Origin of the sequence: Corynebacterium sp. KPL1814, assembly GCF_000478175.1 — a bacterium.
GTDB lineage: Bacteria > Actinomycetota > Actinomycetes > Mycobacteriales > Mycobacteriaceae > Corynebacterium.
The window spans coordinates 135,441-150,837 of record NZ_KI515778.1; the positions used below are offsets into that span (position 1 = coordinate 135,441).

The following is a 15,397-nucleotide window of genomic DNA, read 5'->3' on the forward strand; positions in this document are numbered from 1 at the left end:
TACTTCCGCGTGTGCTCCCACTCGCACGCGCCTGCTGCGAAAGCGGTGTGAGGGCTTTGCGCCTGGATTAAGCGTTGACCGTCGCGCGACGGCGCTTGCGCAGCGCCACGACGCGCTCGGACTCGCTCATGCCGCCCCATACGCCATACGGTTCTGCCGAACGCAGGGCGTGCTCGCGGCAGAGCTCAATAACTGGGCAGGAATTGCAAATGGCCTTGGCGCGATTTTCGCGCTGGGCGCGGGCGCGGCCACGCTCTCCGTCTGGATGGTAAAACACGTCCGAGTTTTCACCGCGGCACGCACCTTGCAACTGCCAATCCCATACATCTGCAGTAGGTCCGAGAAGAGACTTGGACTGAGACACGTTACTTACGCTCCTTTAACAGGACGAGAATTCTTACTCTGGCGGCTGGTGGAGAGTCATCCGCGAACCGCAACGATTCGTAGTGTGTCGCGTCTTGGTAAACAAAGGGTTACTAGTGTTTTACTTCCAGGTATTGCTTCCATTTATGTGACTCGTTAACACCCTTTTACCTGCAATAATGGCTAAGGTTAACGAAACATGAATTTTCTTCTTCCTATGGTGCAAGTGGCATAAACCCTGTTGGAGAGCCACAACAACCGCCGACGCAGGCTTTAGTGCGGTGCTTTTCCTACTGGGGCATCGCCAAGCAAGAGCGTTGCTGTGGTTGTCGGGTCGCAGGTTTGCTGGTGTGTACCGTAGTTGTCCCTTTGCGCTCAATACCCCAGAGGAAATATGGTTGAATATCGATTTAAAAGTCTGCAGAGGGTGCACTCGTGAGCGATAAGGATAAAGAGCTAGCGGATCTCGTTCCGCTGGCCGCTGGTGGAAGCCGCCGCGCACTGCAATCTATCCTGCAAATTATTCATCCGCAGGTGCTGCGCTATTGTCGTGCGCGCATCGGTGGCGGGCGCCAGCCCACCGCGGAGGATGTGACCCAAGAAATCTGCCTCGCCGTCGCCACATCTATCGAATCCTATGAAGATAAGGGCCGGCCCTTCATGGCCTATGTCTACGGCATCGCATTTAATAAGGTTACCGATGCCCACCGCGCCATGGGCCGCGATCGCTCCACGCCCGCCGAGGAGCTTCCAGAAAACACTGCAAACGAGGCGACGCCCGAGGAATGGGCGCTAGAAAATGATGGTAGTAACAGAATGCGCGCCTTGCTCGATACCTTAAGTGACAAGGCAAAAAACATCGTTATTTTGCGCGTGTTCGTTGGTCTTTCGGCAGAAGAAACCGCCGATATCGTGGGATCTACCCCGGGTGCGGTTCGCGTCGCACAACACCGAGCCCTCGCACAATTGCGAAAGGCCCTTGGGCAACAACTAGCCACTGAGGGCTAAAGCAACAATCCCCGCTCTAGAGACACGCGTAAACCTTAAGAAAGGAAGGAGGGACAGAAACCATCATGGCCTCCAAACACTCCAAAAAGAATAACGGTGACCTGACGGAGCAGCTTCAGCCCTTGGTAGATGATGATGCATTCCTCACCGAGCTGTCGCAGGGTAAAGACCCTTCCAACGGCAGCGATGAGCTCGCTGGGTTGCTGCTAGGGCTGAAGGGGGACATCGATAAGCAGATGCCGCCAGCCCCGCGCGTGGACGGGGCAGAGGAAGAACCGGAAGTCGTAAGCCTCAATAAGGTGCGGTCTCGCCGGCGCAATCGCCCCATGATGCATGGACTTATCGGCGCGGCCGCCGCCACTGTGATCCTCGCCGGTGCGGGCGGGGTCATGGTTAATTCTGGCGTGTTTGATAGGCCGGATGAGACCCGTAACGTGGAGCTGGCCGGCACCTTAGATGAGATGGAATCCCGCGCGGCAGAGGGAGATTTCGATGGTGCGCGCGAGCTTATGAAGGAAGCCCGCTCCAAGCTCGAAGAGGTTGAAGGCAAGGAAGAAAATGCCATCGCCGCCAAGGAGGAAGCCGAAAAGAAGCGCCCTGCCCGCCCGAAGGCGAAAACCGTGACAGAAACTGCCACTGAGACCGCGCCGGGCCAAAAGCCGCAGGATAACCCCGAGCCAGCGCCAAAAACCGTAACGGAAACGCAGTACGAGACCTCAACCGTGGTGGTAACGGAGCAGGCGCCGGCGAATCCGCAGCCGGAGACGCGCGAGCCCGAAGAAGCACCCACCACAACCATTCAGTTGGGGGCGGGCGCCGAGGAATAACGAGGGCGGTGACTTACGCCCTAGCGGTTCTCCAGGCCGTCGACGTAGCCCAGCGCGTAGTCCCACGGCACGTAGCGGCGCGGATCGGGCTCCGCCCCCGGCTCGTGTACCGGGGCGAGTTCGCCCGCCAGCGTGGCGCGCATATTGGCGGCCATTATATCCCACTCGTAGAAGTGGTTTTCCTGGCAGTCTTCACACAGGAAGAAGATGCCATCGATCCCGCGCGGGCCGAGCACACTTGCGAATTTCTCTACCAGGGCGAGATCGTGGATGAGGGCGACGCGGTCTTCATCGGAAAGCGGCATGACCTGCTCGTCCTCCTCCAGGAAGGAGGCAGGGTCGTTCGGATCGTCTGCAAAAGGATCGCGGGGCATATTGGCGAAGAAGTTCACGCCTGCGAGCCTATTGAACTTGCCCGCTTAAGGCAATTAACCCCTAGCCTGAATGGTGTCATTGGCCGGGCACGCACTACAGTTGGGGTAGCCGCTGAACCTGTTTAAGGAGATACCTCGATGAGCGATTACCCTATTCACACTGGTGGAGATGACCCGAACAAGGTAGCCCTGCGCGGCTTGACCTTTGATGACGTGCTTCTTTTGCCCGCCGAGTCCAATATCGTGCCCTCCGAGGTCGATACCGGCGCGCAATTTACCCGCAATATTCGCCTGGGCGTGCCGCTGGCATCCGCGGCGATGGATACCGTGACCGAGGCCCGCATGGCCATCGCCATGGCGCGCCAGGGCGGCATTGGCGTGCTGCACCGCAACCTGTCTGCGGAAGCGCAGGCCGAGCAGGTAGAAATCGTCAAGCGCTCCGAGTCCGGCATGGTCACGGACCCGGTCACCGCCCGCCCCGAGATGACTATTGGCGAGGTCGACGCCCTGTGCGCCCGCTTCCGCATTTCCGGCCTGCCGGTCGTGGATGGGGATGGCACCTTGCTGGGCATTTGCACCAACCGCGATATGCGTTTTGAGCCGGACTTTGACCGCAAGGTCAGCGATGTCATGACCCCGATGCCGCTCGTCGTCGCGCGCGAGGGCGTGTCCAAGGAAGAGGCCTTGGAGCTGCTGTCAGCCAATAAGGTAGAAAAGCTGCCGATTGTTGATGCCGATAACAAGCTCATTGGCCTTATCACCGTCAAGGACTTCGTAAAATCCGAGCAGTACCCCAACGCCTCCAAGGATGCTGCCGGCCGCCTGCTGGTTGCCGCAGGCATTGGTACCGGTGAGGATTCCTATCAGCGCGCCGCTGCGCTTGTCGATGCCGGCGTGGACGCCCTCGTCGTCGACTCCGCCCACGCCCACAATAACCGCGTGCTCGAGATGGTTTCCCGCGTAAAGAAGGACTTCGGCGACAAGGTCGATGTCATTGGCGGTAACCTCGCCACCCGTGAGGCAGCCCAGGCGATGATCGACGCCGGCGCGGATGCCATCAAGGTCGGCATCGGCCCGGGCTCCATCTGCACCACCCGCGTCGTCGCCGGCGTTGGTGCGCCGCAGATCACCGCGCTGATGGAAGCCGCAGCCGTCGCCGCTCCCGCGGGCGTGCCGGTCATCGGCGATGGCGGCATGCAGTACTCCGGTGACATCGCCAAGGCGCTGGCCGCCGGTGCCGATACCGTCATGCTGGGCTCTATGTTCGCCGGCACCACCGAGGCGCCCGGTGACATCGTGGTGTACCAGGGCAAGCAGTACAAGCGCTACCGCGGCATGGGCTCCATGGGCGCCATGCAGGGTCGCGGGCTTTCCGGCGAAAAGCGCTCCTACTCCAAGGACCGCTACTTCCAGGCCGACGTACGCAGCGAGGACAAGCTGGTGCCAGAAGGCGTGGAGGGGCGCGTGCCCTTCCGCGGCGAGATCGATGCCATCGTGCACCAAATCATCGGCGGCCTGCGCGCGGCCATGGGCTACACCGGCTCGGCCACCCTAGATGAGCTCAAGACCAAGCGATTTGTCCAGATCACCGCCGCGGGCCTGAAGGAATCCCACCCGCACCACCTGCAGCAAATCGCCGAAGCCCCGAACTACCGCTAGGACAAACATGCGTGAATACGCCGAAATCGGCATCGGCCGCGAGGCCCGCCGCACCTTTGATTTAGACCAGGTCTCCATCGTTCCCCAGCGCCGCACGCGCTCGTCCAAGGACGTGGATACCACCTGGAATATCGATGCCTATACCTTCGATACCCCCTTCGTTTCGCACCCCACCGATGCGCTCGCCACGCCCGAGTTCGTCATCGAGATGGGCAAGCAGGGCGGGCTCGGCGTCATCAACGCCGAAGGGTTGTGGGGCCGCCACGAGGACCTTGAGGGTGCCTTGGCGCGCATCTATTCCCAGCCGGGCGATAATTCCACCATTCAGGAATTGCACGCCGCCCCGCTTGACGATGCCCTCCTTGCCTCCCGCATTGCCCAAGTGCGCGAGTCCGGTGTGACCGTCGCCGTGCGCGTTTCGCCCCAAAACGCCCGCGAGATGGCGCCCAAGGCTATCGCCGCTGGGGCCGAGTTACTGTTCATCCAGGGCACGCTGGTGTCCGCGGAGCACGTCGCCACCGGCGGCGAGCCTCTTAACCTGAAGGAATTTATCGGCTCGCTCGAAGTGCCCGTCATCGCCGGTGGCGTGGCCGACTACACCACGGCGCTGCACCTGATGCGCACCGGGGCGGCCGGCGTCATCGTGGGCGCGGGCGTGACGACCAACGCGGAAACCGTCGGCATCGATACCGCTATGGCCACCGCCATTGCCGATGCCGCCGCCGCCCGCCGCGACTACCTCGACGAGACCGAAGGCCGCTACGTGCACATCATTGCGGATGCGGAATTCGACAACTCCGGGACCATCGCCAAGGCCTTTGCCTGCGGTGCCGATAGCGTCGCGCTCGGCCCCCTTCTTGCCCAGGCCCGAGAGGCAGGCGGTAGGGGATGGTACTGGCCGGCTACCGCAGGCCATCCGCGGTTCCCGCGCGGATACGCGCAGTTCGCCGGCGTCGATACCGACCTCGATGTGGATTTTCTTGCCGCAGGCGACGCCGCACCCGCGGCTGCGCCGAGCCTGGAAACCGTGCTGCACGGCCCATCCAGCGAACCATTCGGCCGCACCAACCTCGTGGGTGCGCTGCGGCGTGCCCTCGCAAAGTGTGGGTACACCGACCTGAAGTCGTTCCAGAAGGTCGAGCTCGCGGTTCGCTATTAAGTAGCGCGCTGCGTGCGGCGCGCCTCGCATCGTGCGGGCCCGCGCCGCGCTGGCGCTCCCCCGAATTGCTGCGCCCCTCGCAGCTTACTCCCGCGCCCCCTTGCATGGCCCGAGTCACTTGTGCAGCCAGCGCCCCACGGTGCGAAAGCCGCCGCAATGCCCCACATGGGCAAGCGCTTCCTGGGCCGCGGGGCCTATGGGTTAGACTATGGGGCGTGACTAAGCCAAATACTACCCCGCGCCCAGTCCTCGTCGTGGACTTTGGCGCTCAGTACGCGCAGCTCATTGCCCGCCGCGTGCGCGAGGCCAAAATCTACTCCGAGGTTGTTTCCAACTCCGCCTCCATCGAGGAAATCAAAGCCAAGGACCCCGCCGCGCTCATTTTGTCCGGCGGCCCGTCGTCCGTCTATGCCGACGGCGCCCCAGCGCTCAAACCTGAGCTGCTAGAGCTTGGCGTTCCGGTCTTCGGCATTTGCTACGGCTTCCAGGCCATGAACCACATCCTCGGCGGTACCGTATCGTCTACCGGTGAGCGTGAATATGGCCGCACCGATATCGACGTCAAGGGCGGCATCCTGCACGAGGGCCTCGAGCCCACGCACAAGGTATGGATGTCCCACGGCGACGCCGTCTCCGCCGCCCCCGAGGGCTTCGACGTAACCGCAACCTCCGCCGGCGCCCCAGTCGCCGCGATGGAGTGCCCGGCCAAGCAGATGGCCGGCGTGCAGTACCACCCCGAGGTGTTGCACTCGCCACACGGCCAAGAAGTGCTCACCCGCTTCCTCACGGAGATCGCCGGTCTGGAGCAGAACTGGACCGCCGATAATATCGCCGAGCAGCTCATCGCGGATATCCGCGCCCAAGTAGGCGAGGAAGGCCGCGCTATTTGTGGCCTGTCTGGCGGCGTGGACTCTGCCGTGGCTGCGGCCTTGGTGCAGCGCGCCATCGGTGATCGCCTGACCTGTGTCTTCGTCGACCACGGCCTGCTGCGCGCGGGCGAGCGCGAGCAGGTTGAAACTGACTTCGTGGCCTCGACCGGCGCCAAGCTGGTTACCGCCGACGAGCGTTCGGCCTTCCTCAAGAAGCTGGCGGGCGTTAGCGACCCAGAGGAAAAGCGCAAGGCCATCGGCGCGGAGTTCATCCGCTCCTTCGAGCGCGCCGTGGCCGGCGTGCTTGCCGATGCCCCCGCCGGCTCCACCGTCGACTACCTCGTCCAAGGCACCTTGTACCCGGACGTCGTCGAATCCGGCGGCGGCGACGGCACCGCCAATATTAAGTCGCACCACAACGTCGGCGGCCTGCCGGATGACGTCGAGTTCGAGCTCGTGGAGCCGCTGCGCCTGCTCTTTAAGGACGAGGTGCGCGCGGTGGGCCGCGAGTTGGGCCTGCCGGAAGAGATCGTCGGCCGCCAGCCCTTCCCAGGACCAGGCCTGGGCATCCGCATCATTGGTGAGGTCACCGAGGATCGCCTCGAGACCCTGCGCCAGGCGGATCTGATTGCCCGCACCGAGCTGACCAACGCCGGCTTAGACGAGCAGATTTGGCAGTGCCCGGTCGTGCTGCTTGCCGATGTCCGCTCCGTCGGTGTCCAAGGCGATGGCCGCACCTACGGCCACCCCATTGTGCTGCGCCCGGTATCTTCCGAGGACGCCATGACCGCGGACTGGACCCGCTTGCCCTATGACGTGCTAGAGAAGATCTCCACCCGCATCACCAACGAGGTTAAAGACGTCAACCGCGTGGTCTTGGATTGCACCTCCAAGCCACCGGGAACCATCGAGTGGGAGTAAACCCACAAAACGGCATGCGTAGAAGGCGCTCAGTACTTGAGCGCCTTCTACGCATACCTGCGGCTAGTTGCGGGGTGTCACCGGTGGCCGCCAGACGATGCGACCGCCCACCCTTTCTAGCCGCCCGCGCCGGGGCGGGGCATTGGGATCGTCGTCGTTGATGCCGTTGTGGTAAGCACAGCACACGACGAGGTTGTTCATATTGGTCTCCCCACCGCGGCTCCAGGCGGTGGATCTGGGATAAATCGGCCGGCTGATTGCATCCGGGCCAGGCGCAGCGCGGATTTTCCGCGGCCGCCATCATCCTCTGCTTATCGGTGGCCACGCGCGCCGTGCGGTAGAGGTTGACCGGCCCTTCTACCGGATGCACGAGGGTGACATAGCCCGTTTCGCCGCTGCCGCCACCGTTGCCGCTGGGGCCGGGGGCGGAATAGCCGGCATCGTTAAGCACGCGGCGCAGGTACTCGGTACCGGACATGGTCGCACCATTGGTGAGATCGAGCTGCACGTCGTCGCCGTGGCCGTCGCGGATGCGAATGAATTTCTCCAGCGGCACGATGGCGTTGGTGACCACTGTGGAGCGCGCGGCGCTACCGGCGCCGAAGAAGATATCTTCCACCGCCTGCAGCGGCTTTTTATCGGCGGCGGTAATCGCGCCCTGCAGATCCGCAATGAAGCGGGAGGTACCAGTAATGGCGAGCGTCCAGTAGTCATTGGGGCGCCGGTAGGTGCGCACGCCGGGGCTGACCGTGGACTTTTTCATCTCGCGCACCCGGCGCCGGGCGTGTTTGATAATGGCGCTCATCTCCGCGGACATCGCACAGCATTCCGCGCGCAGCTCCCACGCCTGCTTTTTGCTGGGCGCGCGGTTGACCACGCGCTCGATGCCGGCGAGGAGGGCAATGGGGTGGGCGTTGGTGCGGGCATCGGCAATGGCGCGGCGCTGCATCCGGCTAAAGGCGGTGCGGCCGTAGTAGCTGTCGCACAAAAGGAGCAGGTCGGCGGCGATTGTATCGGGCGCGCCGCGCTCCATGAGCTCAGACCCAGAGAGACCGCGGCACGCGGCGATGATATCCATGCCGGGCGCGAGGGCGGTGAGGTAGGTCTCGAGTGCGTTCATGCCGCCTACGCTAGGGCGGTGTTAGCCCGCGCTCAATCGCTAGGGCAACCGCAAGTGCGCAAGCTGTGGATAACCCGGATCCGCAGCGCGAAAACCAGGGGAATTCCTGTGGATAAGTCCCCGCAGTGTCGCATGGATTAGACAAAGGCCAGCCGGCGCGTGCCATCCACGTGGGGGAAGGCGATAAAACTTATACCTGAGACCGCAACCCACACCAGCGCCGAGCCCCACGCGGGCAGGCCCAGGATGGGCGCGAGCATGATGAGAAGCCATAGAATCATCAGCGGTACTAGCTGCGCGATGGTGGGGATGAGGTCGGCATCGTGCCGGTCGGCATAGGAGCGCATCTCGCGGCGGTAGGGGTGGGCAAAGACCAAGACGAATGCCGCCACGAGGCAGACCGCGGCCCCAGATAGGGTGGCGAAGAAATGGGTGCGGGTGGTCAGCAGCGCGACGGTGGCACCGAGCAGGATGGAGGATCCGAGGCGCACCCACGGCGGGGTGGGGATGGGGGTTGGATTCTCGCGCATAGCACCGTAGGCCTCGTTCAGGTTCATGCGCTTAAGACTACCATTCGAACATACAGTTGCATGTGTCCGGTCGAGGGTTCATACTGTGTGGGTGAGTCAAACGAACGTTCGCCTAGAAAAAGCGGTAGCGGGGCTGGGGAGGTCCGACCGCGTTGCGGTGCTGCGCGCCCGCATGCAGGCGATGGAGCAGGAAGATGAAGACGAGCTGGTAGATACCGTTCCCCACCTGGCGCGGCTACTTCCCGCAGGTGGGCTCGCCCGGCGGAAGGTGGTCTCGTGCGCGGAGTGTCCCGCGCTCGTGGTGGAGCTTATCTGCCATCTTACGGCCCGCGGGGGCCATGTGGGGATAGTAGGGTGGCCGGATCTTTCTCTCGCACAAGTTGCCGAAATGGGGAGTCTCAATAACGTGGTCACCGTCCCCGATCCGGGCCTGGAGTCATGGGCGGTAACCAGCGTGCTGGCAGAGGGGATGGACCTTATCATCCACCATGGCCCGCCCGGCGAGCTGAGCCCGGCGAAGGCGCGGCCGGTGTGGGCGAAGATCCGCGGCGGGCAGGCCGCGGTGCTGACCGTGGGCGCGCGGCTGCCGGGCACCGCGGTGCGCATTGGGGCGGAGGTGAGTACGTATCGGGGCATCGGCAAGGGCAGCGGGCGCATCCGCGGCGTGGATATCGATCTTGCGGTGGACTCGAAAAAGGGCACCGCGCGCGGGAGCCTCACCATGGGCGAAGCCCGCAGGTTGGAGGCCGTATGAGGGTGGCCGCGGTGTGGTTTCCGGATTGGCCCATCCAGGCGGTTGGGCAGGCGGGGCCGGTGCTGATCGCGCGCAATCATGCGGTGCTGGTGTGCGATAGCGCGGCGCGCCGGGCGGGCATTCGGCGTGGGATGCGCCTGCGCCAGGCCCAGGCGATTTGCCCTGAGGTAAAGGTGGTGGAGGCGAACCCGGATAGGGACGGCGCGGCCTTCGCGGAGATTGCGGCGGGCTTGGACGCCGTGGCCTCGTCCGTGGAGGTGCTGCGGCCCGGCCTGGCCATCGTGGACGCGGGGGCGGCGCTGCGCTACCACGGGCCGGAGGCGCTGGAGATGCTTGCCGATGCCACCGCGCACGTCGGTTTTGATTCCACCCTCGGCGTGGCAGACGAGATTGCCACGGCCATCATCGCGGCCCGACATCGCAGGGTAGGCGCGGTGGTGCCGGAGGGCGAGTCGCGGGATTTCTTGGCCGCCCAGCCCGTGGGCGTCTTAGCCGCGGAGGCTGCGTTGGGGTTTTCTGCGGAATTTGTGGCCCAGCTGCAGAAATTGGGCGTGCGCCGGCTGGGTGATGTGGCGGCGCTGCCGTTTAAGCAGATGGTTACCCGGTTTGGGCAGCAGGGCAAGCGCGCGCACGAGGTGGCGCACGCGCGGGCGGACCAGCGCGTGTCCCCGGAAATGGCGCGGCCCGAACTGTCCGTGAGCAGCGAGCAATCCATCGAGCGCGTGGATGCGGCGGCATTCGTGGCCCGGCAATTGGCCGCGCAGCTGCACGTGCGGTTGGCGGAGGCGGAAGTGGTGTGCATGCGCCTGCGCGTGGTGGCGGAGCTGGCCACTGGTGAAACTGTGGCCCGGGTATGGCGCACGCACGAGGCGCTCACGGAGCAGGCGACCGCGGACCGGGTGCGCTGGCAGCTGGATGGGTGGCTTACGGCGGCGCGGTCGAGCGGCAAGGACGGCGCCGCGATCGTGCGGCTGGTGCTCGAACCGGTGGAGGTGGCTAGGCCGCAGGCCGATGGCCTCTGGGGCGGGGATGCCTCACAGGAACAGGTCAAGCGGGTAATTTCGCGCGTGCAATCGCAGCTGGGCATAGATCGCGTCTTGCAGCCGCGGGCCGCCGGTGGCCGTGGGGTGGCCGAGCGCATCGAGTACGTTCCCTACGGGGAGCAGCGCGATGCCACGCCACAAGGCAGCTGGCCAGGTAGGATCCCCGCGCCGCTTCCCGCGCGCCTAGGCGGCGGGCCGAACCATCCGGCCGCGCGCATTCGGCTTATCGATGCCGCCGCGCGGGACGTCATCGTCACCGCTGAGGCCCTCCTATCCTCTGTGCCCGTGGCGCTCGGGTGGGGCGCGCACCGCTACCGCGTCATTGGCTGGGCTGGCCCGTGGCCGGTGGATACGCAGTGGTGGACCGAAAAGCCACAGCACGCGGCGCGGCTACAAATTGTGGGTCAAGCTGAGCGGGGGCAACGCCAGCGCGCCTGGCTCTTGGTGTGGTCAGAGGGGCGCTGGCGCGTGGAGGCGACGTATTAGGAGCGAATATCTACCACGAGGCGCGTGGGATTTTCTAGCACCTGTACGGAATAAGGCTTGCGCTGGTTCATGCCGATGACAAACTGGCTGCGGCCCTCATAGGTGCGGCCGTTGACCACTTGGGTAATAACGCCACCGGCGGGGGCGTCGACGACGCCGATGCGCGGCTCGTCGATGCCGGCCTCAAACGGATAGACCACGCCGTCGATATTGACATTGAGCGCGGTATCGCCGGCGTAGTTAATGGGTTGGCCAGAGCCTTGCTGCTTGGGATTATCGGCGTAATCCACGAACCATCCTGGGGAACCCTCGCCCTCGAGCTCGAAAACGGCGCGCTCGAAACCATCGTGCTGGCCCACGCGCACCTTGGTCACCACGAGTTCTGAGGGGGCCTCAGGGCGCAGCGTTTTCATGCTCATATCCGCCTCACCCAGAGGGTTGATGTGCGAGTTTCCCACAGAGGCCGCCATGGTGGTGTCATCCGCTGATTCGGTGCTGCAGCCGGTGAGGAAGGCTGCGGCGGCAAGCAGGAGTGAGAGGCGGGCTTTATACATGACCACTAGAGTATAATTTCTAGTAATTACTGCCTAGCGTTGGGGGCAGATCTTGACCGAATTGTTGCCAAATATGTGAGCTGAGTTGCAGACAGGTTAGGCTAGGGTACATGACCGATTTCTGTTCAGATTACCAGGTGGAACCGCTGCCCGGCACGGCGAAAAAAGAGTCCGTGTTTGTCCTCTTTGAGTGGCCCGGCGGCTGGTCGCGCGATGTGCTTGATGGCGATACTTTTGGCCCGGAGCTCACGGCCGAGCTGAAGGAAAAGCTCAAGGGTCAGGCCGGGCTGCAATTGATTCGCCGCCCCGGCCGCGATGGCCGCCAAATCGGCACCATGCACCGGTGCTACCTGGTGTGGGCCGAGCAGGGCGTGATGGAATTGGTCCTTTTGACCGGCCCGGAAAAGATCCTGGATTTGGATCTCACCGCGCCGGGCCGCAATGGGGGAGGAATCCTCGATACGCCGCTGGTTTTGGTGTGCACCCATGCTAAGCGCGATAAGTGCTGCGCCGTGAAGGGCCGGCCGCTCGCCGCGGAGCTGGTGGAGGATTACCCGGATTTGGTGTGGGAGACCTCGCACACGAAGGGGCACCGCTTCGCGCCCTCGGTCATGCTCATGCCCTGGGGGTATTCCTTTGGCCGGATGAATAAGGAAGCCGCCGCGCAGATGATTGCGGCGGCGGCGGAAGGAAAGTATTTCTACCCGGTCAATCGCGGGCGCGGCATCTTCGGCCCGCGCGGCCAGGTGGCGGAGTTGGCAGTAGCGCGCGAGCTTATCGATGCCTCCGAGGATCTCTACTACGGCCAGCTCCACGCAGAAGACGCGAAGCAGGGCACGGTGGTCACGCATGCCGATGGCCGGCGGTGGAGCGTGGCACTCGAGCAGCGCGCCGTGGAAGGAGTGGTCTCTTCCTGCGGCGACGCGCCCAAGACCGGCAAGGCGCTTGTGGCCACGGGTGTGGAGCTTATTAGCGGCGCATAACCTTGGAGGAGAGCCAGTTGCCAAAGAACTGCGCGGCCTGCACCAGCACGATGATAATAAGCGTGGCCACGACGGTAACTTCCCATTCGAAGGCGCGGTAGCCGTAGACGATGGCGAAGTCACCCAGTCCGCCGCCGCCGACGTAGCCGGCCATGGCGGACATATCCACGATGGCGATAAACAGGAAGGTATAGCCCAGAATCAGCGGGCCGAGGGCCTCCGGGATGATCACGGAGGTAATGATCTTCCACGGCGATGCACCCATGGCGCGGGCGGCCTCGATAACGCCTGGATCGATGGCCACGAGGTTTTGTTCCACCACGCGCGCCACGGAGAACGTGGCGGCGATGACCATCACGAAGGTGGCCGGCTCGCGGCCGATGGACCCGCCCATCACGGCGACGGTGAGCGGCTGCGCGAACGCCAGCAAAATAATAAACGGGATGGGGCGAACGAAGTTCACCAGCAGGTTGACCACCAGGTAGACGGCCTTATTCTGCAGGATGCCGCCCGGGCGGGCGGTGTAGAGCAAGATGCCGAGCCCCAGGCCCAGAATGCCGGCGACGACGAGGGTGGTCGAGACCATGATGAGGGTGTCGACGATGGCATCGACAAGCGATCCGCCCAAGCGGTCCCAGTCGGCGGCGGCGAGATAGTTGACGTTCATCGTTCAATCTCCTCAATTTGAGTGGTGGCAGATAGGGCGCGGTAGAACTCTTCGATGGCGGCATCGTCGCCGCTCAAGCGCACGGTGAGCTTGCCAAAGGAGTGCTGCTGCAAGGTAGTAATGCCGCCGTGGACGACGGCGATGGATACGCCCGCATCCTTCAGCTTGGCCGCGGCGCCGAAAAAGCCCGATTCCTCGGTCAGGTTGATGGTAAACAGGCGGCCTTCGTGGGCGAGCAGGTCATCGGTTTCCACCACGTCGGGCTCATTGCGCAGCGAGGTGGCGACGAATTTGGCGGCCACGGCGGTCTGGGGATTGGAAAAGACCTGGTAGACGCTGCCTTGTTCCACAACGTGGCCATTTTCCATCACCGCAACCTTATCCGCGATGGAGCGCACGACCTCCATTTCGTGGGTGATGACCACGATGGTGATGCCGAGCTCCTTATTTACCCGGCGCAGCAAGTCAAGGACTTCCTGCGTGGTGGTGGGGTCGAGGGCGGACGTGGCTTCGTCGGCAAGCAGCAGCGACGGATTCGTGGCCAAGGCGCGCGCGATGCCCACGCGCTGCTTTTGGCCGCCGGAAAGCTGCTCCGGGTAGCTTTTTCCCTTATCTCCCAGGCCAACAAAATCCAGCAGCTCCTGCACGCGCTGTTGGCGCTCGCGCTTGCCGATGCCCTGCAGCTGCAGCGGGTATTCAATATTGCCCGCCGCAGTGCGGGAGTTCATGAGGTTAAACTGCTGGAAGATCATGCCGATATTGCGGCGGATGCCGCGCAGCTTCTTTTCGGACATGCCGACGATATTTTGGCCATCGAGCAGCAATTCGCCGGAGGTGGGCGTGTCCAGGCCGTTGATCATGCGGACCAGGGTGGATTTGCCGGCGCCGGAGTAGCCGATGATGCCGATAATTTCGCCGGAATCGACGGTTAAGGAGACATCGTCAAGAGCTTTGACCTCGGCCTTTTTCTGCTGGAAGACCTTGGTGATATTGCGGAACTCGATGCGAGTGCCGTTCTGGGTGGAATCTGCCACGGGTTGCGTCCTTAGCGGGGAAGTGCCAAACCCCGCCGGGGTGAAAACCGGCGGGGTAGAAGGCAAGGGTGATTAGTCCAAATCTGCTTCGAGCTTGTCCAGGATTTCCTGGAGTTCTTCTGGGGTGCGCTCGACCTCGACGGAGGTGCCTGCGGAGTCCTCGTCGACGCCCTTTTGTACCGCATCGGAGTGCCAGAGCTCGGCGAGCTTCTTGATGTCCTCGTTATCGGCGTCTTCCTCGCGAACGGCGAAGACGTTGATATAAGGCTCTGCCTCTTCGGAGTTCGGGTCATCCTGGAAGACGGCGGTGGCCGGGTCGATGCCGGCGCGCTCCAGGAAGGAGTTATTGATAATCGCCGGGGTGCCCTCGCCGTGCGCGGATGGGGTTTGGGCTGCATCGACCGGCACGACCTTGACCTTGGACTTCTTCTCATCGATGTCCAGCGGGGTCGGGGTGATAAGCCCGTCCTTCTTCAAGGTGATAAGGCCTGCCTGGACCAGCACGTTGATGGCGCGGCCCTGGTTGGTGGAGTCATTCGGAATGGCAACTTCTTCGCCCTCGATGCCGTCGAGGGAGTCGTGGCCCTTCCAGAACAGCGCCAGCGGCACGATTTCGGTGGCGACGATGGGCACCAGGTTGGTGCCGTTGCCGTGGTTGTACTCGGCCAGGAACTTCAGGTGCTGGAAGTTATTGGTATCCAGCTCGCCCTGGTTCAGGGCCTGGTTCGGGGTGTTGTAATCCGAGAAGGACTTGATGTCGATGTCGTAGCCGGCGTCCTTGGCTTCTTGCTCAAAGGCAACCCAGGCCTGCTTTGCATCATCGGTGGTGCCAACGGCGATGGTCTTGTCATCATCTGCGTCGGAGGAGCAGGCCACGAGGCTGGTGGCGGCGACGGTAACGGCGGCGGTAGCGGCCGCTGCGCGACGAATCTGCATGAGGTCCCCTTACATGTAGGAGTTTAAATAAATTGACCGTTTAGCAATCTAGCAATAAGCGAACCGCTTTGTCTATTGAACACGTCTCATCACGCCGGGTTGTGTAGAAC

Annotated in this window: 15 protein-coding genes and 1 pseudogene; 8 read left to right on the forward strand and 8 right to left on the reverse strand. The window is 63.4% G+C overall.

Annotated elements, in window-relative coordinates; genetic code table 11:
* Positions 1 to 67 precede the first annotated feature (67 nt).
* Entirely contained in the window at positions 68 to 364 is a 297-nt protein-coding gene (locus HMPREF1257_RS10380) for a WhiB family transcriptional regulator (protein ID WP_023016784.1), read from the reverse strand.
* Positions 365 to 798: 434 nt separating this feature from the next.
* On the opposite strand from HMPREF1257_RS10380, the gene HMPREF1257_RS10385 reads away from it, so the two are divergent.
* Complete coding sequence (locus HMPREF1257_RS10385; RefSeq protein ID WP_023025282.1) at positions 799 to 1,371, forward strand: sigma-70 family RNA polymerase sigma factor; 573 nt, start codon at positions 799 to 801, stop codon at positions 1,369 to 1,371.
* A 65-nt stretch (positions 1,372 to 1,436) separates the two neighbouring features.
* Complete coding sequence (locus HMPREF1257_RS10390; protein WP_023025284.1) at positions 1,437 to 2,198, forward strand: hypothetical protein; 762 nt, start codon at positions 1,437 to 1,439, stop codon at positions 2,196 to 2,198.
* 20 nt (positions 2,199 to 2,218) lie between these two features.
* Here the strand turns inward: HMPREF1257_RS10390 and HMPREF1257_RS10395 are convergent, their stop codons facing one another.
* Positions 2,219 to 2,590 carry a DUF5319 domain-containing protein gene (locus HMPREF1257_RS10395; RefSeq protein ID WP_023025286.1) on the reverse strand — a complete coding sequence of 124 codons (372 nt, stop codon included), beginning with the start codon at positions 2,588 to 2,590 and terminating at the stop codon, positions 2,219 to 2,221.
* A 120-nt stretch (positions 2,591 to 2,710) separates the two neighbouring features.
* Between HMPREF1257_RS10395 and guaB the strand changes: the two genes are divergently transcribed.
* The 3 genes from guaB (at position 2,711) to guaA (ending at position 7,180) form a co-directional block, all read left to right on the forward strand.
* Positions 2,711 to 4,231: an IMP dehydrogenase gene (gene guaB / locus HMPREF1257_RS10400; protein ID WP_023025288.1), complete on the forward strand. Its 1,521-nt coding sequence runs from the start codon at positions 2,711 to 2,713 to the stop codon at positions 4,229 to 4,231.
* 7 nt (positions 4,232 to 4,238) lie between these two features.
* Complete coding sequence (locus HMPREF1257_RS10405; protein WP_023025290.1) at positions 4,239 to 5,390, forward strand: GuaB3 family IMP dehydrogenase-related protein; 1,152 nt, start codon at positions 4,239 to 4,241, stop codon at positions 5,388 to 5,390.
* 215 nt (positions 5,391 to 5,605) lie between these two features.
* Positions 5,606 to 7,180: a glutamine-hydrolyzing GMP synthase gene (guaA, locus tag HMPREF1257_RS10410; protein ID WP_023025292.1), complete on the forward strand. Its 1,575-nt coding sequence runs from the start codon at positions 5,606 to 5,608 to the stop codon at positions 7,178 to 7,180.
* A gap of 63 nt (positions 7,181 to 7,243) precedes the next feature.
* Here the strand turns inward: guaA and HMPREF1257_RS12055 are convergent.
* Positions 7,244 to 8,300: pseudogene (locus HMPREF1257_RS12055) on the reverse strand (HNH endonuclease signature motif containing protein).
* A gap of 137 nt (positions 8,301 to 8,437) precedes the next feature.
* Positions 8,438 to 8,857, reverse strand: coding sequence for a hypothetical protein (locus tag HMPREF1257_RS10420; RefSeq protein ID WP_023016789.1), 420 nt, complete (start codon positions 8,855 to 8,857; stop codon positions 8,438 to 8,440).
* 58 nt (positions 8,858 to 8,915) lie between these two features.
* Here HMPREF1257_RS10420 and HMPREF1257_RS10425 point away from each other — a divergent pair, with 58 nt between their 5' ends.
* A complete protein-coding gene (locus HMPREF1257_RS10425; protein ID WP_023025296.1) occupies positions 8,916 to 9,584 on the forward strand; it encodes a hypothetical protein in 669 nt (222 codons plus the stop codon).
* Complete coding sequence (locus HMPREF1257_RS10430; protein ID WP_023025299.1) at positions 9,581 to 11,113, forward strand: DNA polymerase Y family protein; 1,533 nt, start codon at positions 9,581 to 9,583, stop codon at positions 11,111 to 11,113. Before HMPREF1257_RS10425 ends, HMPREF1257_RS10430 begins: the two co-directional genes overlap by 4 nt.
* Here the strand turns inward: HMPREF1257_RS10430 and HMPREF1257_RS10435 are convergent.
* Positions 11,110 to 11,667, reverse strand: a complete 558-nt coding sequence (locus HMPREF1257_RS10435; RefSeq protein WP_023025301.1) for a hypothetical protein — start codon at positions 11,665 to 11,667, stop codon at positions 11,110 to 11,112. The genes HMPREF1257_RS10430 and HMPREF1257_RS10435 overlap by 4 nt on opposite strands.
* A gap of 110 nt (positions 11,668 to 11,777) precedes the next feature.
* Here HMPREF1257_RS10435 and HMPREF1257_RS10440 point away from each other — a divergent pair, with 110 nt between their 5' ends.
* Positions 11,778 to 12,650, forward strand: coding sequence for a sucrase ferredoxin (locus HMPREF1257_RS10440; RefSeq protein ID WP_023025303.1), 873 nt, complete (start codon positions 11,778 to 11,780; stop codon positions 12,648 to 12,650).
* Here the strand turns inward: HMPREF1257_RS10440 and HMPREF1257_RS10445 are convergent.
* The 3 genes from HMPREF1257_RS10445 to HMPREF1257_RS10455 all read right to left on the reverse strand — a co-directional run bounded on the left by HMPREF1257_RS10445 (position 12,637) and on the right by HMPREF1257_RS10455 (position 15,287).
* Positions 12,637 to 13,317: a methionine ABC transporter permease gene (locus tag HMPREF1257_RS10445; RefSeq protein WP_005277229.1), complete on the reverse strand. Its 681-nt coding sequence runs from the start codon at positions 13,315 to 13,317 to the stop codon at positions 12,637 to 12,639. The two genes, HMPREF1257_RS10440 and HMPREF1257_RS10445, sit on opposite strands and share 14 nt — an antisense overlap.
* Positions 13,314 to 14,351, reverse strand: a complete 1,038-nt coding sequence (locus HMPREF1257_RS10450; protein ID WP_023025305.1) for a methionine ABC transporter ATP-binding protein — start codon at positions 14,349 to 14,351, stop codon at positions 13,314 to 13,316. The genes HMPREF1257_RS10445 and HMPREF1257_RS10450 overlap by 4 nt, the downstream gene beginning before the upstream one ends.
* A gap of 72 nt (positions 14,352 to 14,423) precedes the next feature.
* A complete protein-coding gene (locus HMPREF1257_RS10455) occupies positions 14,424 to 15,287 on the reverse strand; it encodes a MetQ/NlpA family ABC transporter substrate-binding protein (RefSeq protein WP_023025307.1) in 864 nt (287 codons plus the stop codon).
* Positions 15,288 to 15,397 lie beyond the last annotated feature (110 nt).